Consider the following 20,369-nt stretch of genomic DNA (forward strand, 5'->3'; position numbering starts at 1 on the left):
ACCATGACACGCAAGCTCGGCATCGCCGTGATCGGACTCGGCCCCGCCTCGCTGCCGCACTCAAAAAGCCTGGTCGACCTCGCCGACCGGGCGCAGACGCTCTGGGCCGTCAGCCGCACGCCGGACCGCGCCAAGGCTTACTCCCAGCAGTTCCCCTTCCCGACCACGACCGATCTCGACGCGGTCCTCACCGATCCGGCGGTCGATGCGGCCATCGTGCTCACCCCGCCCTCCAGCCATCTCGACGTCTCGGCGCGCTGCCTCGAAGCCAGCAAGCATGTGCTCGTCGAGAAGCCGCTGGAGCTGACGAGCGAGCGCGGCCAGCGCCTCGTCGACGCGGCCCGCCGCTCGGGCAAGGTCTTCGGCGTCACCCTCCAGCATCGCTTCCGCCCCGCGAGCCTGCGCCTCAGAGCCGCGCTGCAGTCCGGCGAACTCGGCACGATTCAAGCCGCCTCGCTCTCCGTGCCGTGGTGGCGCCCGCAGAGCTATTACGACGAGCCCGGACGCGGCACGCTGGCCCGTGACGGCGGCGGCGTGCTGCTGACGCAGGCGATCCACTCGCTCGACCTCTTCCGCTCGCTCGTCGGCGTCTCGAAGGTCGTCGCCGCGCAGAGCCGGACCACCGCGCTCCACCGCATGGAAACCGAGGATTACGTCTCGGCCCTGCTGGAGACCGAAAACGGCGCACCCGCGACCCTGATGGCGACGACGGCGGCCTATCCCGGCTATCCCGAGCGCATCGAGATCACCGGCACGAAGGGCCATGCCAGCCTGATCGGCGGGCGGCTCAGCCTCGCCTTCCTCGACGGACGCGAGGAGGTCGTCGAGGCCGAGGGCTCGACCGGCAGCGGCGCCAACATCATGGATTTCCCGCATGACGCCCACCGCGCCGTCATCGCCGATTTCCTCGATGCCATCGAGCAGGGCCGGGACGCGGTCGTCACCGGCGAGGAGGCTCTGGCCTCCCAGCGCCTCGTCGACGATATCCTGAAGGCGGCGCGTTCTTGACTCCGGCATCGATTATGCTGCCGATGCCCCAACTGCCGTCATTCCGGGCTTGACCCGGAATCCATCATAACGCGTCGCGCCCAACGATGGATTCCGGATCGGCACTGCTTCGCGGCTTGTCCGGAATGACGAGTGTGTTTCTCTCCCCATGAACGAAAAGAGCGTCGTCCTGGCCTGCGATCTCGGCGGCAGCAGCTTCCGCGCCGCCCTGATCGACCAAAGCGGCGCGGCGCTAGCTGAAAGCGCCGCCGTCGGCCCCGCTCTCGACGACCATCTCGGGCACTCACAGGTCGCCGCGGAAGGCTGGTGGCAGCTGCTTCTCCGGACGGCCGGCGAGCTGGCGCAGCAGAAGCCCGACCTCTTCGCGAAGATTGAAGCCGTGACGATCTGCGGCGTCACGCGCACGCAGGTCTTCCTTGGCGCGGACGGGCGCGAGCTACGGCCCGCTTTGACCTGGAAAGACAGCCGCTCGGAAGCCGCGGCGGCGGAACTGCTGGAGCGGCTCGGACCGCATCCGGAAGCCGGCCGCATCAACGCCTTCCACCCGCTCGCGCGGCTCGCCTGGCTTGCGGAGGAGGAAGCCGACAACGCCCGCGGCCTCGCCTGCGTGCTGGAACCCAAGGATTATCTGAATTTTCGGCTCACCGGCCGCCACGCCAGCGATCCGGTCTCGATGGCCCGCCTCGTCGCCGGCCGCTCGGCCCTCGCCACCATCGGCCTGCCGGCCTCGATCATTCCCGCGATCATCGAACCGAGTGAGATCGTCGGCCCGATCAATGGCGCTCTGCCCGCCCCCTTCGACAGGCTGGCGGGCGTGCCGGTGTTCTGCGGCTGCAACGACACCTGGGCCGCAGTCGCAGGGCTCGGCGCGATGCGGCCGGGCTATGCCTACAACATCTCCGGCACGACCGAGGTGCTCGGCGTGCTGGGCACGGACGAAGCCGAAGCCGAGGGGCTGATGACCGTCGACTGGCGCGGGCTCTGGCATCTCGGCGGGCCGAGCCAGAACGGCGCCGACACCGCCGCATGGCTCGCCGGCCTGCTCGGCGGCCCCGAGGATGTCGGCGCGCAGATCGACAGCTTACTCGCAGGACAGCGTCATCCGCAGCCACTGATCTTCCTGCCCTATCTGCAGGGCGAGCGCGTGCCCTACTGGAACCCGAACCTGCGCGGCGCCTTCATCGGGCTCAACCGCCAGCACGGCCCGACCGACCTCGCCTATGCGGTGCTGGAAGGGGTCGCCTGCCTCAACCGCCTCGTTCTGGAGCGGGCGGAAGGCGCGCTTGGCGCCCGCGTCGACGAGATCCGCTTCGGCGGCGGCGCAGCGGCGAATCCGATCTGGGCGCAGGTGAAGGCCGATCTCTGCGGCCGCCGGATCGCAATCGGCACGGCCAAGGAGCCCGGCCTGCTCGGCGCGGCAATCATCGCCTGGACGGGGCTCGGACGCTTCGCCTCGCTGGAAGCCGCGCAGGACGCCCTTGTTAAGATCGCCCGGCGCTACGAGCCCGACCCGGCGCGACGCCCGGCCTACAACGCGCTCTATGCGCTCTATCGGCAGAGCGAAGCGGCTCTCGCCCCGATCTCGGCCGAGCTCGTCACGCTGGCGCAAAGCACCGCCGCGTTGCCCGGCCTCGCCAACCCGGCAAACGCCACGTAAAGGACGTTTCATGCCGACGATCCGAAACCGGGCGCTGGCGCGCATGATCGCGAAGAAGGGACTGTGAGTTGGGCCGTATAGACCCGCGCGAATTGATCGGGCGCTATGGCACGGCTCTGGCCGGGCTGGCGCTGATCCTGTTCTTCCTCGTCTTCGCGCCGAACTTCGCCTCCAGCATGAACATCATCAATGTGCTGAAGGATACGAGCTTCCTCGCCATCCTGGCGCTCGGCTTCGCGCTGGCCTTCACCGTCGCCGAGCTCGATCTTTCGGTCGCCGAAGTGGCGAGCCTCGCGGCCGTCGTTTGCGGCTGGCTGGTGCATGCACAATACCCGCCGGCCGTCGCCGTATCGGCGGCGCTGGGCGTCGGCATCGTGCTCGGCTCCTTCAACGGCTTCGGCGTTACCGTGCTGCGCATTCCCTCGCTGATCATGACGCTGGGCACAGCTGCCATCGCCAAGGGCCTCGCCTTCATGATCACGCAGGGCGTCGCCTTCGTCGGGCGCTGGCCTGTCGGCTTCACGGGGCTCGCGCGCGGCTACAGCTTCGGCATCCCCAATCTCGTGCTCTGGATGGCCGGCGCCACGCTCTTCGCCTGGGGCCTCGTCCGCTGGACGAAGACCGGCGCGCATATGGTCGCGACCGGCGAGGCGGACGAGGCTGCGCGGCTTGCCGGCATTGCGACGCCGCGGATGAAGCGCATCGGCCTTCTGCTCGCCGGCCTCTTCGCCGGCATCATGGCGATGCTGCTCGCCGCCAATCTGTCCTCCGCCGCGCCCAACATGGCCGGCGACTACCTGCTTTACGCCATCGCCGCCGTGCTGCTCGGCATGACCATGTTCGACCCCGGCAAGCCGAACATCGCCGGCACGGTCTTCGCGGCCCTGGTGCTCAAGGTGCTCGGCAACGGCTTGGTCCTGCTCGGCGCGCCCTATTACATTCAGGACATCGTGCTCGGCGCGATCATCATCGGCTCGGTCGCCTTCTCGGCCAGCGCGATGAAGAAAGCGGCGTTCAAGGTCTAAGGTTCAAACGGTCCAACAAGGGGAGTGGGCTTCATGTTCGGTTTGAGGAAGATGCTGGTCGCGGCCGCGGCGCTCGTTGCACTGGGCCAGTCTGCGCAAGCGTTCGAGGTCGGCATCATCGGCTTCCAGTTCTCGTCGGAGACACATGCGCGCGTCGCCAACGCCGCTGCGGCGGCGGCCAAGGCCAGGGGCTGGGGTGTGACGCTGCTGAACTCGGAAGGCGCGCTGCCCAAGCATGCCGAGCAGTTCGACGCGCTGATCGCCAAGAAGGTCGACGCGATCATCATCGCCATGGGCAAGCCGGTCGAGGCCGACGCCCAGTTCAAGGCCGCCAAGGACGCCAAGATCCCCGTGATCACCGTGCAGTCGGGTTCGAGCCCGCATGCGCTCTTCGACATCCAGACCAACGAATACAAGGTCGGCGCCGATGCCGCGCTCTATCTGCTCGGCCAGCTCGGCTATCAAGGCAACATCGTCTCCGCCCGCTTCGACCTCAACGTCGCCTCGCGCATCCGCGGTCGCATCCTCGACGCGGTCCTGGCCGAGAACCAGGCGGTGAAGGAGCTCGGCAAGTTCTCGATGGCCCGCACCCAGAGCTGGCGCGATGACGTGCGCGCCGGCATGCAGGCGCTGCTCCTGCAGAACCAGGGCAAGATCAACGGCATCTGGGCCTCCTTCGACGGCCAGGCCTACATCATCGACGACCTGCTGCAGGCTCAGGGGATCAAGAAGGGCCAGATCCCGCTGATCTCGGTCGATGGCGGCAAGGAGAGCTACGAGCGCATCGCCGACCCCAACTCGACCTTCATGGCCACCGTCGCGGTGCCCTTCGACGAGATGGGCAAGCAGGCGGTCGATGCCATCCAGGCGATCGTCGTCGAGAAGAAGCCGAAGGAGACCATCGCGTCCGGCCCCTATCTCTTCACCGAAGCCGTGCTGGTCGACAAGAACAACGTCCAGCAGTTCCTGAAGAAGTGAGGGCGACAGCCGTCATGCTCGGGCTTGACCCGAGCATCTCGGAAACCAGCACCCTCCGGTCCTGAGATTCTCGGGTCGAAGCCCTGCTTCGCCCGAGAATGACGGCAAGCCCTCCGCGATCCCATGGACAGGCCATGACCACCTCCACCCCGCTCCTCTCGCTTCGCGGCATCGGCAAGAGCTACGGCCCGGTCGTCGCCGTGCGCGATGTCGATCTCGACATCTTTCCCGGCGAGGTCGTGGCGCTGTGCGGCGACAATGGCGCCGGCAAGTCGAGCCTGATCAAGGTGGTTTCCGGCGCCGAGGAGGCGACAGCCGGCACGATCAGCCTGCGCGGCAAGCAGGTCGCCTTCACCTCGCCGCATGATGCGCTCGAAAACGGCGTCGCGACGATCTACCAGGATCTCGCGCTCGCTCCGCGCCTCTCCATCGCCCAGAACGTCTTCATGGGCTCGGAGCTGACGAAGCCCTTCCTGCTGCCCTTCCTGCGCATCCTCGACAAGAAGCGGATGATCGCGGACTCGCAGCGTTACCTGTCCCAGCTCTCCGCCGCCGTCACCGACATGACCCGGCCGGTCGAGCGGCTCTCCGGCGGCCAGCGTCAGGCGGTCGCGATCTCGCGCGCGCTGCGCTGGAACGCCGAGATCATCATCATGGACGAGCCGACAGCCGCGCTCGGCGTCAAGGAGAGCGCGCTCGTCCTCGACCTCATCCGCAAGCTCAAGGCCGACGGCCGCACCGTCATCCTGATCAGCCACAACATGCGCGACGTGGTGGCGCTGGCGGACCGCGTCGTCATCATGGGCGCAGGCCGCAAATACGTCGACCGGCCGCTCGGGGACCTGTCGGCCGACGACATCGCCCATATGATCATGGCCGGCAACGCGAAGGCGGCGTGAAGCGATGCGCGAGACGATCGTCATCGATACCGATCCGGGACAGGACGATGCCGTGGCCCTGCTGCTGGCCTTCGCAAGCCGCGACGCGCTGGATCTGAAGGCGATCACCACCATCGCCGGTAATGTCCCCGTGGCGCAGACCACGGCGAATACCCTGCGCATCCGCGACCTCGCAAAGGCCGGAGACATTCCGGTCTACTGCGGCGCAGAGACCCCGCTCGTCATCGCGCTCGAAACCGCCGAGTTCGTCTGCGGACCGGATGGGCTGGCCGGTGCCGGTCTCCCCGCTCCGGCGAGCGCCGCCGCGCCCGGCCACGCCGTGGACGCGATCATCGCGATCTGCCGTGCCGCGCCCGACGAGGGCGTCACGCTCTGCCCGCTCGGGCCGCTGACAAATCTCGCGCTCGCCTTCCGCCTCGCGCCCGACATCCTGCCCAAGGTGAGGCGCATCGTACTGATGGGCGGGGCCATCGGGCTCGGCAACATCACGCCAGCGGCCGAATTCAACGCCTATACCGATCCGCATGCCGCCGCCGTGGTCTTCGGCTGCGGTCGGCCCATTGTCATGTTCGGGCTGGGCGTCACGCTGCAGGCCATCGCCAGCCACGCCCAGATCTCCCGCATCGGCACGCTCGGCAACGCCACCGGCAAGGCCGTGCACGGCATGCTGACACGCCCGCGCCCCGGCGGGCTCGGCAGCGACGGCCATCCGATGCACGACCCCTGCATCGTCGCGTTCCTGCTCTGGCCGGAACTCTTCGAGGGACGCGACTGCTTTGTCACGGTCGAGACCGGCGACGGTCCCTTACGCGGCCGCACGACCATCGACTGGAACGGCAGGCTGAAGCGCGAGCCCAACGCCCATGTCGTCGCTGCCGTGAAGGCCCATGAGCTGTTCGAGCGCGTGATCGAGCGCCTCGCCACATTGCCTTGAGCCGTCGCTTGAAAATCCTTGCCTGAAAGAGCCTGAGCCATGCCGCATTTCGTCGAAGCGCTGCAGCAGGAGGCGGCCGAGGCCATGGCGCAGATGCAGGAGGCCGCGCTGAGGGCGCGCCACGCCCATGCCCGCGCCGAGCTGATGCGCCACATGCTGACCACCGCCCGCAAGGTCAAGGACAAGCCCAAGGCGGAAGCCGTCGAGACGGTGGTGCGCGAATGGATGGACGCCTGGAACCTCGGCCGCGCGGACTGGCCCCATATCGCCCGCGATATGGAGGCCTTCACCGAGGCCTTCCACGACTACGCCAACGAGCCGAACGATGCCCATGACGAGAAGCTGCGCGAGAGCTGCGCCGCGCTCGACATCGTGCTGGAGAAGGAAGGCACCTCGATCTCAGACCAGATGGCCTTCCGCTCGCAATGCGCCCATGGCTGGTGGGAGCTCGTGAAGCCCGTCCCCGCCGAGCTGCCCGGCCGCAAGCCGCGCCCCTCGATCCCGGCCCTCGACCCAGACAAGCCCTTCTGGGACGCCGGCTGCGCCGATTTCTGCCGCTGAGCGGCTCGCCTTAGCCGTCATTGCGAGGCTCGCAATGACGGTTATAGCGCCTCAGGGCAGCTGCTGGTTCTCGAAGAAGCCGTCCAGCGGGATCTGGGTGATCTTCTCGAAATCGTCCATCGCGTCGAGAAGGCGCTGGCGGTAGTTCAGCAAGGCGAGCAGGAGCTGCGCCGCGTCGCGCGACAGCCCGTAGCGCGCCCAGCTCTCCGAAGTCACCCTTTCAAGCCCGATCTGGTCGCCGAAGGCCTCGACGCTTTGGAAGCCGAGGCCGCGGACCACCTCCAGCAGTTCCTCGGCCGACATGCGCGGCTTGACGACGTGCGAATGCACCCGCTCCAGTACCAGCCGGATGTCGGACGGGCGGAACTGCAGCGAATTCCGCGCGAACTGCTCGAGATTATTGGCCATTTTCGATGTCCCCGCTCACCGCATTCGAGGCAGCGTCGGCGCATCGTAGCACGCGACGCAACAGGTTCGTTGGAAGAATCCGACGGCCCGCGCTCAGGCCTCGACGAACTGCAGCCGGTGCAGCCGCGCATAGGCGCCGTTGCGGGCCAGCAGTTCGTCATGGCTGCCGGTCTCGACCACCTTGCCCTCGTCCATCACCACGATCTGGTCGGCCTCGCGGATGGTCGAGAGCCGGTGCGCGATCACGATGGTGGTGCGCCCCTTCATCAGTTTCGCCAGCGCCTGCTGGACCAGCCGCTCCGATTCGGTGTCGAGCGCGCTGGTCGCCTCGTCGAGCAGCAGGATCGGCGCGTCCTTCAGCATCGCGCGGGCAATGGCGATGCGCTGGCGCTCGCCGCCGGAGAGCTTGTGGCCGCGCTCGCCGACCGAGGCGTCGTAGCCACCGGGCATCGCCATGATGAAGTCATGTGCGGCCGCGCCCTTCGCTGCCGCCATGATCTCCTCGTCGCTGGCGCCGGGCCGGCCGAAGGCGATATTGGCGCGCACCGTGTCGTCGAAGAGCACGACGTCCTGGCTGACGACGCCGATCTGATGGCGCAGGCTCGCGAGGGTGACGCCGCGCAGATCCTGCCCGTCGATCTCGACCCGGCCCTCGACGGGATCGTAGAGCCGGGGCACCAGCGCGAGCAGCGTCGATTTGCCGGAGCCGGAGCGGCCGACCAGCGCCGTGGTCCGGCCGCCATGCGCGACGAGATCGATGCCTTCGAGGGCGCGCTGGTCGTCGCGATAGCGGAAGCGCAGATGGCGGAAGGAGACCTCGCCGGCCTTGACCGCAAGCGGCTTCGCATCCGGCCGCTCGAGGATCAGCGGCTTCTCGTCGAGCAGCGCATAATAGCGCTTCAGCGAGGCGCCGGCCTCCTGCACGATGGCGTTGAGGTTGCCGAGCGAGCGCATCGGTTGTGCCGCCAGCAGCAGGGCCGAGACATAGCCGGTGAAGTCGCCCACCGTGGAGGAGCCGGAGGTGATGCGCACGCCGATGGCGGCGAGCACGCCCGCGACCGCGAGGCCGCCGCCGACCTCGAGCAAGGGATCGAGCCGGCCCCGCGCATTGGCGGCCTTCATCTTCAGCGCCCGGATCGTCTCGAAGGCATGCGCGGCACGCTGCTTCAGATAGGGCTCGAGCGAATCGGTCTTGGCGGCGCGCGCGCCCTGCAGGCTCTCGGTGACGAGGCTCGCCATGATGCCCGTCTGCTCCTGCTGGGAGTTGGCCATACGCCTCAGCTTCTTGCCGATGCGGCCGATCGGATGGGCGATGACGGGCGCGATCAGCAGCACCACCAGCGTCATCTGCCAGTCGATCCAGAACAGCGCGCCGACCAGCGCGATCGCCGTCACCACGTCGCGGATGGCGATGTTGACGATGCGCGTCAGCGCCTCCTTCACGAAGGTGAAGTCGGTGGTGAAGCGCTGTGTGAGGGAGGCCGGGTTTTCCTTCTGCAGCTGCGCGAGATCGGCATCGATCAGATGGCCGTAGAGGGCCGTCTGCATGTCGGCCTCGATGCGGCTGACGACGCTGTTGGTCATCACCGTCTGGGTGAGCAGCGAGAAGCCCTTGATCGCGGTGACGATGACGACCACGGTCGCGATCGCATTGATCACCCCGATGTCGTAGTGGATCGACTTCGAGACCAGCCGCTCCATGCGCCGGACGAAACCCGTCGATTCGGCTGTCAGCGGATCGGCGAAGGCGTCGAACGCCGCCTTGATCAGCAGCGGATAGAAGCTCGTCGTCGCCGCGATGACCAGGACCAGCGCCAGGATCATCGCCATCTGCGGCAGGTAGCTCCTGATCTGCTCGCGCCAGACGCGGGCGAAGAGAGCGAGGGTATCGTCGGTGACGCGGCCGATTTGCATGGGCCGCGACCTAACATGACGAGCCACGAGTGGCGAGTGGGCCGCCCGTCCATTCGCCAGCCGCGTCTCGCCAATCCCCCGGCGGGCCTTGCTACCGACACGAAGCTGGCCTCCCATGGCCACAACCGACTCAGGAGACTTCATGCCGCTATCGCCGCCGGCCCAGCCGGGCCAGAGCTTCGCCGAGATCGAGACTCCGGCCCTTGTGCTCGATCTCGATGCCTTTGAGCGCAATCTCGTCGCCATGGCGGCCTTCACCCAGGCCCATGGCATCAGGCTCCGGCCTCACGCCAAGACGCATAAGAGCCCTGAAATCGCGCTGCGCCAGATCGCCCATGGCGCAGTCGGGCAATGCTGCCAGAAGGTCGCGGAAGCCGAGATCCTGGTCGCGGGCGGCGTCGGCGACGTGCTGGTGACGAACGAGGTGGTGGGCGCGGCCAAGCTCGACAGGCTGGCGAAGCTCGCCCGCAGCGCCCGCATCGGGCTCTGCGTCGATCATCCCGACGGCGTGCGCGAGGCGGCGGAGGCGGCGGCACGCCACGACGTGGTGCTCGATGTGATGGTCGAGATCGATGTCGGCGCCCGGCGTTGCGGCGTCGCCCCCGGCGAGGGCGCGGTGAGATTGGCGGAAGCGATCGCACGCACGAACACGCTGCGCTTCGCCGGCATCCAGGCCTATCAGGGCTCCGCGCAGCATATGCGATCCATCGACGAGCGGCGCGAGGCAATCGAGCGGGCGGGGCTTTCCGCGCGCAACACCGTCGAACGGCTCGCCCAGGCCGGGCTCAACTGCGAAATCGTCAGCGGCGCCGGCACCGGCACCTACGAACTGGAAACGCAATCCGGCATCTGGAACGAGCTGCAGGCCGGCTCCTACATCTTCATGGACGCCGACTACGCCCGCAACCGCAACGCCGACGGCACCCCCTTCCGCAACTTCGAGCATTCGCTCTTCATCCTCACCAGCGTGATGAGCAAGCCGGTGCCGGACCGCGCCGTGGTCGATGCCGGCCACAAGACGGCCGCGGTCGATTCAGGCATGCCCGTGCCGTTCCGGCGCGAGGGCATCGTCTACACCAAGCCCTCCGACGAGCACGGCGTCCTGACGGGCGACCCCGTTGCGCTGCCGCATCGCGGCGACAGGTTGCTTCTGGTGCCGGGCCATTGCGACCCGACGGTCAATCTGCACGACTGGTATGTCTGCGTGCGCGGCCTCGACGGGCCGGATGCTCATGTCGAGGCCGTCTGGCCCGTGGCGGCGCGCGGCGCGCTGACCTGACGCATCGGGCCGAAGCATGGGAGCCGGCTTTCGGGAACAGCAGATGCGAAGCGCCTAGCCATGCTGGCCGAACTGGCCCTGTGGCTGGCGACGCCCGCCGGCCGGATGACGCGCAAGCTCGGCCTCGTGACCGAGAGCGTCTCGCTCTGGGCGCGCGGCAACCGCCAGCGCAAGGCCTGGGCCGAACATCACGCGTGCTGCCGCGCGATCGTCGCTGGGGTCGTGGACGAGCTGCCGCAGCGCCGGACAGCGGTTGTTCTCGGCTCCGGGATGCTGCGTGACGTTTCAGTCGGCCAGCTCGCGGCGCGTTTCGAGCGTGTCCTGCTGGTCGATGCGGTTCACCTGCCGACGGTGCGGCTGCGCATGCGCTTCCACCGCAACGTGACGCTGCTGACCCGGGACCTCTCGGGCATCATGGACTGGCTCGGGGGCGAGAGCGACCGCCGCACCGATCCGCTGGCCGATCTTGCCGCCGCCCCGGCTATCGACCTCGTCGTCTCGGCCAACCTTCTCTCGCAGCTCGCCTGGCCGGTCGAGGACTGGCTGGAGGATCATGCCACAGAGGCGAAGCGCCTGCCCGCGGACCTGCCGGCGCGCTGCATCGCCTGGCATCTCGACGACCTGCGCCGCTTCCCCGGACACGTCGTGCTTCTGAGCGATGTGGAGATGATCGAGCATGACCGCGCCGGCAACGTCACCGACCGGCTCGACCTGATGCGCGGCGTTCCGCTGCCGCCCGCCGACGAACGCTGGGACTGGCCGGTCGCGCCCTTCGGCGAAGCGGCCCGCGACCGCGAGAACATCCACCGCGTCCAGGCCTGGCGCGATTTCCGCTAGAGGACCGGGTTACGGCCGCCAGCCGGTTTCCTCGACCGGAGCGTTCTCGCGCTCTTCCTCGCGGCGTGCTTCCTCGACGACGGTGAAGAGCGCCCGCAGCGCCTCGTCCACGCCCTCGCCCGAGGCAGAAGAGAGCACGATCGGCGCACGCTTCGCCGCCCGCTTGAGGCGCGCGACCTGCTCCTTAAGCATTTCGGGCGTCAGCGCGTCGGCCTTGGAGAGCGCGACGATCTCCGGCTTCTCGGCGAGCCCCTCGCCATAGGCCTCGAGTTCCTCGCGCACAGTCTTGTAGGCCTTGCCGGCGTGCTCGCTCGTGCCCTCGACCAGATGCAGCAGCACGCGGCAGCGCTCGATATGGCCGAGGAAGCGGTCGCCGAGGCCATGGCCCTCATGCGCGCCCTCGATCAGCCCGGGGATGTCGGCGAGCACCATCTCGCGCCCGTCGACTCGCACCACGCCGAGCCCCGGATGCAGCGTCGTGAAAGGATAATCGGCGATCTTGGGCTTGGCGGCGGTCACCGTGGCGAGGAAGGTCGACTTGCCGGCATTGGGCAGGCCGACGAGCCCGGCATCCGCAATCAGCTTGAGCCGGAGCCAGACCCAGCGCTCCTCGCCCGGCAGGCCGGGATTGGCATGGCGCGGCGCCTGGTTGGTCGCGGTCTTGAAGTAGGCGTTGCCGAAGCCGCCATTGCCGCCCTTGCACAGCACGAAGCGCTGGCCCGGCTCGGTCAGGTCCGCGATCTTGGTCTCGCCGTCCTCTTCGAGAATCTCGGTGCCCGGCGGCACCTTCAGCACCACGACCGGCGAATTGGCGCCGTGCCGGTCCTTGCCCATGCCGTGCTCGCCGGTCTTGGCCTTGAAATGCTGCTGGTAGCGATAATCGATCAGCGTGTTCAGCCCCTGCACGCATTCGACCACGACGTCGCCGCCGCGCCCGCCATCGCCGCCATTGGGCCCGCCGAACTCGATGAACTTCTCACGGCGGAAGGAGACGCAGCCCGCGCCGCCATCACCCGCCTTCACATAGATCTTGGCCTGGTCGAGGAATTTCATGGCTTCTCAGTAGTGATGGCGGAGCCGAAGGGCAATGCACCGCTCATGCGGCCACCCGCAGCATGCTCATTTCCTCTCGCAGGGCATCGGCGAAGCGCCGCGCCGCAAGATCCGGATTCGGCCCCATGATCAGCGCGACCGACATCTCGAACAGCGGCGGCAGACCCTCGGCCGGGCCGAGCCGGCGCAGCGAAGGCGGAACCACACTCTCGGTCAGCGCCGCGACACAGAACCCTGCCTCCACCGCCGAGAGCACGCCCGAGCTATGAGAGCACGAGAAGACCAGCCGATGCGCCTTGCCGGCCGTGTTCAGCGCGGCAAGGAGGCGCGGCCTGATCCGGCACCCCTCGGAGAACAGGGCGAGCGGCAGGACCTCCTGCAGCTCCGGCCGGTGCCCGCGCGCCGCGACCCAGGTCACCGGCTCGCGCCGCAGCACCTCGCCCAGCGGCCGGTGCGGGTCCTGCGTCACCACGGCGAGGTCGAACTCGCCCGCCAGCAGGGCCGGCTCGATCCGCTTCGACAGGTCGCAGCGCACTTCGAGCTCGACCTTGGGATGCTCGGCGGCGAAGCGCGCGATCAGCGGCCGCAGATAGCCGTCCATATAGTCGTCGGGGATACCGATGCGCAGCCGGCCGGACGGCGTGTCGCCGCCGAGATCGGCCAGCGCCTCGCGCTCGACCGCAAGCAGGCGCCGCGCATGGGCGATCAGCCGCTCGCCGGCGTCGGTCGGCGTGACGCCGCGCCGCGAGCGCTCCAGCAGCTTGTGGCCGAGCTGATGCTCGAGATCCTGGATGCGCACCGAGATCGCCGACTGCGTGCGGCCGAGCCGCGTGCTCGCGGCCGTGAAGCCGCCTGTCTCGGCCACGGCCACCAACATGCCGAGCGCGGCGAGGTCGAAATGTCCGTTCATGGCGTCCCCGATTGAAACACCTAGCTTCGATCGATTTTAAGAATGGTTAAATGAGAATAATCCGTTTTTCCGATGGAAGGAAGCGCCCTATATCGGGCCAAACGCCGGACGGCAGCGCGCGCAGCGCGGCAGGAAGCCCGGCCCGACAGAAAAATAGAAGACGATCATGTCCGCTCCCGCGATTTCCGTCCGTCCCGCCTCGCCCGCGCTCGCGATGTTCCTCGCACTGCTCCTCGGCGCCACCTGCATCGGCTTTTCGGGCATCTTCGTGCGCCTCGCCGATGTCGGCCCGGCGGCGGCGGGCTTCTGGCGCATGATCTTCGCCCTGCCGATCCTCGCGGCCTGGACCGCACTGGAGCGGCGCGGCCCCGCTCGAAATATGCCCCGCAGCGGCGCCTTCGGTGCCATCGCGCTGGCCGGGATCGCCTTCGGCTTCGACGTCGTGCTCTACAATGCCGCCCTTGGCCACACGACCATTGCCAACGCCTCGCTGCTCGGCAATCTCGCGCCGGTCGGCGTCGTGCTCGGCGGCTGGCTGCTGCTCGGCGAGCGCCCCTCGCGACGCATCCTCGGCGCCCTGATGCTGGCGGTCGCCGGCGCGCTCCTGCTCGTACTGCCCCGCTTCTCCGGCACGGCGCCCGCCTCTGGCACTCTCTTCGGCGACAGCCTCGCCTTCGCCGCCGCCCTCTCCTATGCGGGCTACATCCTGGCCGTACGCCGGGCGCGCGACCATGCCGATGCCGGGCGCGTCAGCCTTATCTCGAGCGCGATCTGCGCCGTCTTCTGCCTTGCGGCGGCGCTCGCGCTCGGCGAGCAGATCGTTCCCGCGAGCCTGCAGGGCTGGCTCGCGGTCGCCGCGCTCGGTCTCGTCTCCCATGCGCTCGGCCAGGGGCTGATCACGCTCTCGCTCGGCAGCTATGGCGCGAGCGCCGCCTCGCTCGTCATGGTCTGGCCGGCGCTGGTCAGCGTGCTCGCCGCCTGGGCGCTCTTCGGCGAGCAGCCGACACCCGTGCAGGCCTTCGGCGGCGTCGCGATCCTGGCCGCCGTGCTGCTGGTGCGGCGCGGCTGAGCCGGGAGGCTCCCCCGCCGGAGAGGGCTTCCGGCTTTTTCCGCCGCGGCACGATCCAAACCGCTCCTGAGGCGTTGAGCCGGCAGGAGTGGAGATCATGACACGACATCTCATCGCGAAAGCGCTGCTGGCAGCGGCCTTGTCGCTGCTGGCGCAGCCGAGCCTGGCCGAGAGGGAGACCGATCGCGACGCGGCGGGCTTCCTCAGTTCGCTGGAGGGTCGTTTCAGCGGCAGCGGCACGCTCCAGAGGGCCGGCGGGAGCAGCCGCTCGCTGACATGTGCGTTCAATGGCGACCAGCAAGGCACCCGCCTGAGCCTCGAAGGAAGCTGCAGCACCGCGATCGTCCTCGGTACCAAGATCCAGATCGAGCTGCGCCTCGATCCGCAGACCGGGCGCTATGTCGGGACGTTCAGGGAAAGCACCGGCACGGTGGCGAACCTCTCCGGCCGACGGCAGGGGCAGAGGCTGACTCTGGCCTTCAACGAAACGGCCGAGAGCCGCCGCCCGAACCCGCCCGCAACCTTGACGATTTCCCGCCGTGGCAGCGGGCAAGGCAGCGGCGTCGAGTTCACCCTGCGCGGCAGCGAGCCCGGCAAGGGCCAGAACATCGACCTGTCGTTGAAAGAGGATTGATGGGCGGGGGTTGCTCGCCTGTCGAGCGGCCGAGGTAACGCCATCTGGTTAGTTGCCGGAGTCCCAGGATCGTTCTCACTAGTGAGACGCGAACGCTTGCCGCGGTGCGCTGGCGTAGCGGCCAACTTATCCCCGGTCGCTAAAGCTATCGGACACTAGGGCTCCTTCCGGGAGCCCATCATCGTCTCTCTGCTCGCGGAAGCGAGCTTCGCGTCCTCCGTTTGCGCCTGCTTCGCCTGCGCCGTGAACTCGACCTGATCCGTCGCGAGCAGCGCTGCCTCAAATACAATCCCGATCAGCCCCGCGTCCCCGCCGGGAATTCAGGCGGCGGACAATGGACCAGCGGCACGGGAGGCGGAGGCGGCGGTCTTGCCGCCGGAATCCCCGGCCTGCCCGGCTTCGGCACTGCTGAAGGCGCAGCCGAGAGGGCGAGGCCGGCTGGTCCTCGCTGAGCGAAGGCTGGAATGAGGACGGCACCGTCTTCGAGCAGGCCGTCACCGACGGCGAAGGCACGACGATTCAGTCGGAATATGCCGCTTCCCGCGCCGCCGGCTTCGACGAGCGCCAGACCGTCACCACGACCAGCGGCACGATCAGCTTCGAGACCACCGACAAAGTTCAATCAATCCGCATCGATGGTCCAGACGGCGAGGTCGTAAGCAGGGCGGTCTGGACGCCGGATGGACCAGAACCAATTGCTGACATCGTCGAAGCGCGATGGGGACGGAACAGAGGGTCGGGCAGCTCATTGCCGCAGGCAGCCGACAAGCTGTTCGGCTGGTTCAACACGCTGGGAAATGCGACCGGCCTTCAGTCTATCCTTGGCTTTCGCGCCAACGATTATGCACCTGGGCAAGCTGGCTCCTTCGACGTTACGTGGGTGGGCAGAGTCGATCGTTCCGAGGTCGAAAAGGCCTGCCCGTATCTCCCCAAGATTCAAGAAATGCTGGATGATGCAGCACGCGAGGCAGGGCCATCCAGCAATTTTGCTACGATGCAGAAATATGGCACGGACGTTCACCTTCGGTTGAAGCAGAAAGTCGATGCTTGGAAAAACCCTGACGTCTTTGCGGAACGGTCCTATTTCAAGGAACGGCAAGAAATGGGTGAACAGCCATGGAACGGCGGGAACCGCCAGATTCGATGTGCACGAAAAGGGCGCTAATGGCACCCGCTGCCTTTACGACATCAAGGTCGGGCGCGAACTCTCCCGAACGCGGTCAGACACCCTCGCCGATGCGGCAATGCGCATCTCCGGATTTGTGACGCGGCTCCTCGTAATCGAGCTGAGGCCACAACAGTGACGACGCGGCGACAGATTCACAAGCTTCTCCGCCCCTACCAAGAGCGCGGAGACCTGCTGGTCAGTAGGCATGAGGTTTATCTCCTGCCCATCTATCACGTCGTGCGGGGGTTCAGCATCTATCGGACAGGCGAAGCCGATCGCTTCGATATCGCGCTGTTTGTCGGGCCGAGCTTCGTTCCTACCAACGAATCGCCACGCGCTGTTTCGCAGATCAAGAGATACGAAAACTGGCTGCCCAGCTGGACGCAACCGGATCTTCAGCAGAGATTCGAGGACGTCATCCGCGAATATGCACTGCCCTCGCTGAAGCAAATCGATCTGCAGACCTTTCTACCGAGATCCGACGCGCGCTGGCATGGCCCGGAAAGCCTTTTCGAAGATGCATTCGAAATGGCGCACATGAGGGCGTTTATCCATACGGCTCACGGCGATTTCGAACCGGCGGCCGCGAGCCTGGAAGTCCTCGCTCAGATACCGCGCGGTCACCGCGTGATGGAGCCTGTCTTGCGCGTCCTCCTAGATGATCTTCAGCCGCTGCTTCTGGCCAACGATCGCGCCGCCGCCGCCGCCCTGCTGCATACATGGGAGGGGGAAGCGATCAATCGCTGGAAACTGTCGGAATACTGGCGGCCGAGCCCCTTCCCGCTCGAACTCCAGCCGCAGCCCTGAGCCCTCACTCCGCCGCCAACCTTGGCGGAGCCGGCTTCGACATCGCCTCGGCGGTCGCTGTGGCCGGCGCCGCGTGCTCGTCCATCTTCTCCCACAGGCTCTCATCCTCGGCCTTGCCGAAGAAGCGGCCGAAGAGCCAGCCGGTCGCCCGCGAGAGATCGTCCATCACCATGTAGAAGGACGGCACGAAGACGAGCGAGAGCACGGTCGAGACGAGCAGGCCGCCGATCACCGCGATCGCCATCGGCGCGCGGAACTCGCCGCCGTCGCCGACGCCATAGGCCGAGGGCAGCATGCCGGCCGCCATGGCGATGGTGGTCATCAGGATTGGCCGCGCGCGCTTGCGGCCGGCCTCGATCAGCGCCGTGAAACGGTCCTTGCCGCGGCCGACCTCCTCCACCGCGAAATCGACCAGCATGATCGCATTCTTGGTGACGATGCCCATCAGCATCAGCAGGCCGATATAGACCGGCATCGAGACGGCGTTGTGGGTCGCCAGCAGTGCGATGACCACACCGCCGAACGACAGCGGCAGCGAGAGCAGGATCGTGATCGGCTGGAAGACCGAGCCGAAGAGCAGGATCAGCACCGCCAGCACCAGCATCAGGCCGGTCGTCATCGCGGTGATGAAGCCCTGGACGACCTCGCCCTGGATCTCGGCGTCGCCGGTGGCGGCGATCCAGACGCCCGGCGGCAGGCCGACCTCCTTGACGATCTCCTGGAACTTGTCCTGCGCCGTGCCGAGCTCGAAGCCGCGCTTGAGATCGGCGCCGATCTGGGCGCGGCGGACGCGGTCATAGCGGTCGATCGAGCTCGGGCCCTCGCCGAAGCCGATCTCGGCCACGGCCGTGAGCGGAATCGAGACGCCCGTGGCGTTGGTCACGCGCAGCGCCGCGATGTTGCGGATGTCGGTGCGCGCCGACTCGTCGAGCTGCACACGGATCGGCACCAGCCGGTCGCCCGCGTTGAACTTGGCGAGGTTGGCGCCGACATCGCCGATGGTCGCGACGCGCACGGCCTCCGAGATCGCCTCCGGCGTGACGCCGAGATTGGCGGCCTCCTCCAGCTTCGGCGTGACGCGCAGCTCCGGCCGGCTCAGCGAGCCCGCGGTCGCGACGTTGAGATAGCCGTCGACCTGGCGCATCTTCGCCTCGATCTTCGCCACCGCCGCATCGAGCGCCTCGCCGTCCTTCGACATGATCGAGAAGGCCATCTCGCGCTCGCCGCGCTCGTTGACATACCAGGCGCGCACATCCGGCACGCCGGCGAGCTTCTCGGCGATGGTGACCTTGAGCTCCTTCTGCGCAATGTCGCGCTCAGCCTTGGGCTTCAGCAGCACGAAGACGGATGCCCGGCGCACCTCGCGCTGGCCGGTCGGCGAAGCGCCGCCGAGCACGAAGACGTCGCGGACCTCGGGGATGGTCCGGAGCGTATCGACGATCCGGTCCGTCGTGAGGCGCGTATCCTCCAGCGTCGAGCCCGGCGGCAGCTCGACGCTTGCGACGACGCGTGAAGTGTCCTCGTCCGGGATGAATCCGGTCGGCAGCATCTGCGTGGCCTGGATCGAGCCGATCAGGAACATGAAGCCAATGATGAGCGTCGCATAGGCCGTGTTGAACGGCATCGTCCGCCACTGGCGCGAGCCGTCGAGGCGCGGGAAGAACGGGATGCGCCGACGCTTGAGCGAGCCCTTGAGCAGCCCGACATAGGCGCCCATGATGAGCCCGTCTTTCGGCTCGGCATGTTCCACCGGCTTCATCAGATAGGCCGCCATCATCGGCGTGATGAGCCGCGCGACCAAGAGCGAGAACAGCACAGCCACCGCCACCGTCAGGCCGAACTGCCGGAAATACTGGCCCGCGACGCCGCCCATGAAGGAGACCGGCGCGAAGATCGCGACGATGGTCAGCGTGATCGCGATGACCGCGAGCCCGATCTCGTCGGCCGCCTCCATCGCCGCGCGATAGGGCGACTTGCCCATCTTCATGTGCCGGACGATGTTCTCGATCTCGACGATGGCGTCGTCGACGAGGATGCCGGTCACCAGCGTGATGCCGAGCAGGCTGACGAGGTTCAGCGAGAAGCCCATCAGCTCCATCGCCCAGAAGGTCGGGATGGCGGATAGCGGCAGCGCGACCGCCGTGATCAGCGTGGCGCGCCAGTTGCGCAGGAACAGGAAGACGACGATGACGGCGAGCACGGCGCCCTCGATCAGCGTCTCCATCGCCGCCTTGTAGTTGCCGTGGGTATAGGCAACCGCGTCGTCGATCGGCGAGAGCTTGATGTCGGGGAAGCGCTGGTTCAACTCGGCAACGCGCTGGGCCACGACGTCCTTCACCGAAAGCTCGCTCGAACCCTTCGAACGGAACACCGCGAAGGTGACGACCGGCTGCTTGTTCAGCCGGCCGAAGGCCCGCGGCTCGGAATTGGAATCATCGACGCGGCCTAGTTCCTTCAGACGCACCTCGCGCCCGCCCGAGAGCATGATCTTGGTCTCGGCGAGCTCCGCCACGGTCCGTGCACCGGCGAGCATGCGCACGGTCTGCTCCTGCCCGCCGATCTCGCCGCGCCCGCCGGCGAGGTCGACATTGGTGGCGCGGATCTGGCGGTTGACCTCCCCGGCCGTGATGCCGAGCGCGAGCAGCCGGTCAGGATCGAGCGAGACGCGGATTTCGCGGTCGACGCCGCCATAGCGCTCGACGCGGCCGACGCCCTTCAGCCCCTGTAGTTCACGCGCGACGATATCGTCGACATGCCAGGAGAGCTGCTCCAGCGTCATGCCGGCCGAGGCCGCGCCATAGGTCAGGATCGACTGGCCCTCCACGTCGATCCGCTGGATCACCGGCTCGTCGATCGTGCGCGGGAGGTCCGCCCTGATCTTGGCGACGGCGTCCTTGACGTCGTTGACGGCCCGGTCGGTATCGGTCTCGAGCCGGAACTCGATCAGGGTCTGCGACTGTCCGTCGGTCAGCGTCGAGACGACATGCTTCACGCCGGTGATGTTGGCGACCGAATCCTCGACGCGCTTGCTGATCTGACTTTCGAGCTCGGCCGGCGCGGCGCCGGCCTGCGTGATCGTCACCGAGACCAGCGGCACGTCGATGTTCGGAAAGCGCGTGACCGGCAGCTTCGAGAAGGCGAGCAGCCCGAGCACGCAGAGCACGACGAAGAGCAGGATAGCCGGAACGGGCTTGCGGATCGACCAGGCCGAGATGTTGATGTCCATGG

Annotated in this window: 18 protein-coding genes; 13 read left to right on the forward strand and 5 right to left on the reverse strand. The window is 67.5% G+C overall.

The genetic code is table 11. From position 1 onward, the window contains the following. Positions 1-3 precede the first annotated feature (3 nt). From BoBH3_RS04510 to BoBH3_RS04540, 7 genes are all read left to right on the forward strand, one after another. Positions 4-1,008, forward strand: a complete 1,005-nt coding sequence (locus BoBH3_RS04510; protein ID WP_262329537.1) for a Gfo/Idh/MocA family protein — start codon at positions 4-6, stop codon at positions 1,006-1,008. A gap of 148 nt (positions 1,009-1,156) precedes the next feature. After that, complete coding sequence (locus BoBH3_RS04515) at positions 1,157-2,665, forward strand: xylulokinase (RefSeq protein ID WP_262329538.1); 1,509 nt, start codon at positions 1,157-1,159, stop codon at positions 2,663-2,665. Between the two features lie 68 nt (positions 2,666-2,733). Continuing rightward, on the forward strand, positions 2,734-3,690 hold the full coding sequence (locus tag BoBH3_RS04520) for an ABC transporter permease (RefSeq protein ID WP_262329539.1): 957 nt from the start codon (positions 2,734-2,736) through the stop codon (positions 3,688-3,690). Positions 3,691-3,723: 33 nt separating this feature from the next. Further along, positions 3,724-4,668: a sugar ABC transporter substrate-binding protein gene (locus BoBH3_RS04525; protein WP_262329540.1), complete on the forward strand. Its 945-nt coding sequence runs from the start codon at positions 3,724-3,726 to the stop codon at positions 4,666-4,668. A gap of 134 nt (positions 4,669-4,802) precedes the next feature. Further along, a complete protein-coding gene (locus BoBH3_RS04530; protein WP_262329541.1) occupies positions 4,803-5,567 on the forward strand; it encodes an ATP-binding cassette domain-containing protein in 765 nt (254 codons plus the stop codon). 4 nt (positions 5,568-5,571) lie between these two features. Beyond that, positions 5,572-6,501 (forward strand): nucleoside hydrolase, encoded by a 930-nt coding sequence (locus BoBH3_RS04535; RefSeq protein ID WP_262329542.1) that lies wholly within the window; start codon positions 5,572-5,574, stop codon positions 6,499-6,501. Positions 6,502-6,540: 39 nt separating this feature from the next. Beyond that, positions 6,541-7,062 carry a hypothetical protein gene (locus BoBH3_RS04540; RefSeq protein WP_262329543.1) on the forward strand — a complete coding sequence of 174 codons (522 nt, stop codon included), beginning with the start codon at positions 6,541-6,543 and terminating at the stop codon, positions 7,060-7,062. A 51-nt stretch (positions 7,063-7,113) separates the two neighbouring features. Here the strand turns inward: BoBH3_RS04540 and BoBH3_RS04545 are convergent, their stop codons facing one another. Further along, the gene (locus tag BoBH3_RS04545) at positions 7,114-7,470 is read right to left on the reverse strand and encodes a hypothetical protein (protein ID WP_262329544.1); all 357 of its coding nucleotides are present in this window, start codon (positions 7,468-7,470) and stop codon (positions 7,114-7,116) included. 93 nt (positions 7,471-7,563) lie between these two features. After that, positions 7,564-9,384 (reverse strand): ABC transporter ATP-binding protein, encoded by a 1,821-nt coding sequence (locus tag BoBH3_RS04550; RefSeq protein ID WP_262329545.1) that lies wholly within the window; start codon positions 9,382-9,384, stop codon positions 7,564-7,566. A 142-nt stretch (positions 9,385-9,526) separates the two neighbouring features. Here BoBH3_RS04550 and BoBH3_RS04555 point away from each other — a divergent pair, with 142 nt between their 5' ends. After that, positions 9,527-10,663 (forward strand): DSD1 family PLP-dependent enzyme, encoded by a 1,137-nt coding sequence (locus BoBH3_RS04555; RefSeq protein ID WP_262329546.1) that lies wholly within the window; start codon positions 9,527-9,529, stop codon positions 10,661-10,663. 60 nt (positions 10,664-10,723) lie between these two features. Beyond that, positions 10,724-11,500, forward strand: a complete 777-nt coding sequence (locus BoBH3_RS04560) for a hypothetical protein (RefSeq protein WP_262329547.1) — start codon at positions 10,724-10,726, stop codon at positions 11,498-11,500. Between the two features lie 9 nt (positions 11,501-11,509). On the opposite strand, the gene obgE is transcribed toward BoBH3_RS04560, so the two are convergent. Together obgE and BoBH3_RS04570 are read right to left on the reverse strand one after the other, a co-directional pair. Further along, on the reverse strand, positions 11,510-12,553 hold the full coding sequence (gene obgE, locus BoBH3_RS04565; RefSeq protein WP_262329548.1) for a GTPase ObgE: 1,044 nt from the start codon (positions 12,551-12,553) through the stop codon (positions 11,510-11,512). Positions 12,554-12,596: 43 nt separating this feature from the next. Next, complete coding sequence (locus BoBH3_RS04570) at positions 12,597-13,463, reverse strand: LysR family transcriptional regulator (RefSeq protein ID WP_262329549.1); 867 nt, start codon at positions 13,461-13,463, stop codon at positions 12,597-12,599. A 166-nt stretch (positions 13,464-13,629) separates the two neighbouring features. On the opposite strand from BoBH3_RS04570, the gene BoBH3_RS04575 reads away from it, so the two are divergent. From BoBH3_RS04575 to BoBH3_RS04590, 4 genes are all read left to right on the forward strand, one after another. After that, on the forward strand, positions 13,630-14,532 hold the full coding sequence (locus tag BoBH3_RS04575; RefSeq protein WP_262329550.1) for a DMT family transporter: 903 nt from the start codon (positions 13,630-13,632) through the stop codon (positions 14,530-14,532). Positions 14,533-14,620: 88 nt separating this feature from the next. Then, on the forward strand, positions 14,621-15,166 hold the full coding sequence (locus BoBH3_RS04580; RefSeq protein ID WP_262329551.1) for a hypothetical protein: 546 nt from the start codon (positions 14,621-14,623) through the stop codon (positions 15,164-15,166). A 748-nt stretch (positions 15,167-15,914) separates the two neighbouring features. Continuing rightward, a complete protein-coding gene (locus tag BoBH3_RS04585; protein ID WP_262329552.1) occupies positions 15,915-16,331 on the forward strand; it encodes a hypothetical protein in 417 nt (138 codons plus the stop codon). 135 nt (positions 16,332-16,466) lie between these two features. Continuing rightward, a complete protein-coding gene (locus BoBH3_RS04590; protein ID WP_262329553.1) occupies positions 16,467-17,141 on the forward strand; it encodes a hypothetical protein in 675 nt (224 codons plus the stop codon). A gap of 4 nt (positions 17,142-17,145) precedes the next feature. Here the strand turns inward: BoBH3_RS04590 and BoBH3_RS04595 are convergent, their stop codons facing one another. Further along, entirely contained in the window at positions 17,146-20,367 is a 3,222-nt protein-coding gene (locus tag BoBH3_RS04595; RefSeq protein WP_262329554.1) for an efflux RND transporter permease subunit, read from the reverse strand. Between the last annotated feature and the right edge of the window lie 2 nt (positions 20,368-20,369).

This window comes from Allobosea sp. BH3 (assembly GCF_025499465.1).
In the GTDB taxonomy this organism is placed as follows: Bacteria; Pseudomonadota; Alphaproteobacteria; order Rhizobiales; family Beijerinckiaceae; genus Allobosea.

Excerpts from the sequence above, each read along its gene's own strand:
- BoBH3_RS04510 (WP_262329537.1), top strand. The coding sequence starts at position 4 with ATGACACGCAAGCTCGGCATCGCCGTGATCGGACTCGGCCCCGCCTCG.
- BoBH3_RS04515 (WP_262329538.1), top strand. The coding sequence starts at position 1,157 with ATGAACGAAAAGAGCGTCGTCCTGGCCTGCGATCTCGGCGGCAGCAGC.
- BoBH3_RS04525 (WP_262329540.1), top strand. The coding sequence starts at position 3,724 with ATGTTCGGTTTGAGGAAGATGCTGGTCGCGGCCGCGGCGCTCGTTGCA.
- BoBH3_RS04530 (WP_262329541.1), top strand. The coding sequence starts at position 4,803 with ATGACCACCTCCACCCCGCTCCTCTCGCTTCGCGGCATCGGCAAGAGC.
- BoBH3_RS04535 (WP_262329542.1), top strand. The coding sequence starts at position 5,572 with ATGCGCGAGACGATCGTCATCGATACCGATCCGGGACAGGACGATGCC.
- BoBH3_RS04540 (WP_262329543.1), top strand. The coding sequence starts at position 6,541 with ATGCCGCATTTCGTCGAAGCGCTGCAGCAGGAGGCGGCCGAGGCCATG.
- BoBH3_RS04545 (WP_262329544.1), bottom strand. The coding sequence starts at position 7,470 with ATGGCCAATAATCTCGAGCAGTTCGCGCGGAATTCGCTGCAGTTCCGC.
- BoBH3_RS04550 (WP_262329545.1), bottom strand. The coding sequence starts at position 9,384 with ATGCAAATCGGCCGCGTCACCGACGATACCCTCGCTCTCTTCGCCCGC.
- BoBH3_RS04555 (WP_262329546.1), top strand. The coding sequence starts at position 9,527 with ATGCCGCTATCGCCGCCGGCCCAGCCGGGCCAGAGCTTCGCCGAGATC.
- BoBH3_RS04560 (WP_262329547.1), top strand. The coding sequence starts at position 10,724 with ATGCTGGCCGAACTGGCCCTGTGGCTGGCGACGCCCGCCGGCCGGATG.
- obgE (WP_262329548.1), bottom strand. The coding sequence starts at position 12,553 with ATGAAATTCCTCGACCAGGCCAAGATCTATGTGAAGGCGGGTGATGGC.
- BoBH3_RS04570 (WP_262329549.1), bottom strand. The coding sequence starts at position 13,463 with ATGAACGGACATTTCGACCTCGCCGCGCTCGGCATGTTGGTGGCCGTG.
- BoBH3_RS04575 (WP_262329550.1), top strand. The coding sequence starts at position 13,630 with ATGTCCGCTCCCGCGATTTCCGTCCGTCCCGCCTCGCCCGCGCTCGCG.
- BoBH3_RS04595 (WP_262329554.1), bottom strand. The coding sequence starts at position 20,367 with ATGGACATCAACATCTCGGCCTGGTCGATCCGCAAGCCCGTTCCGGCT.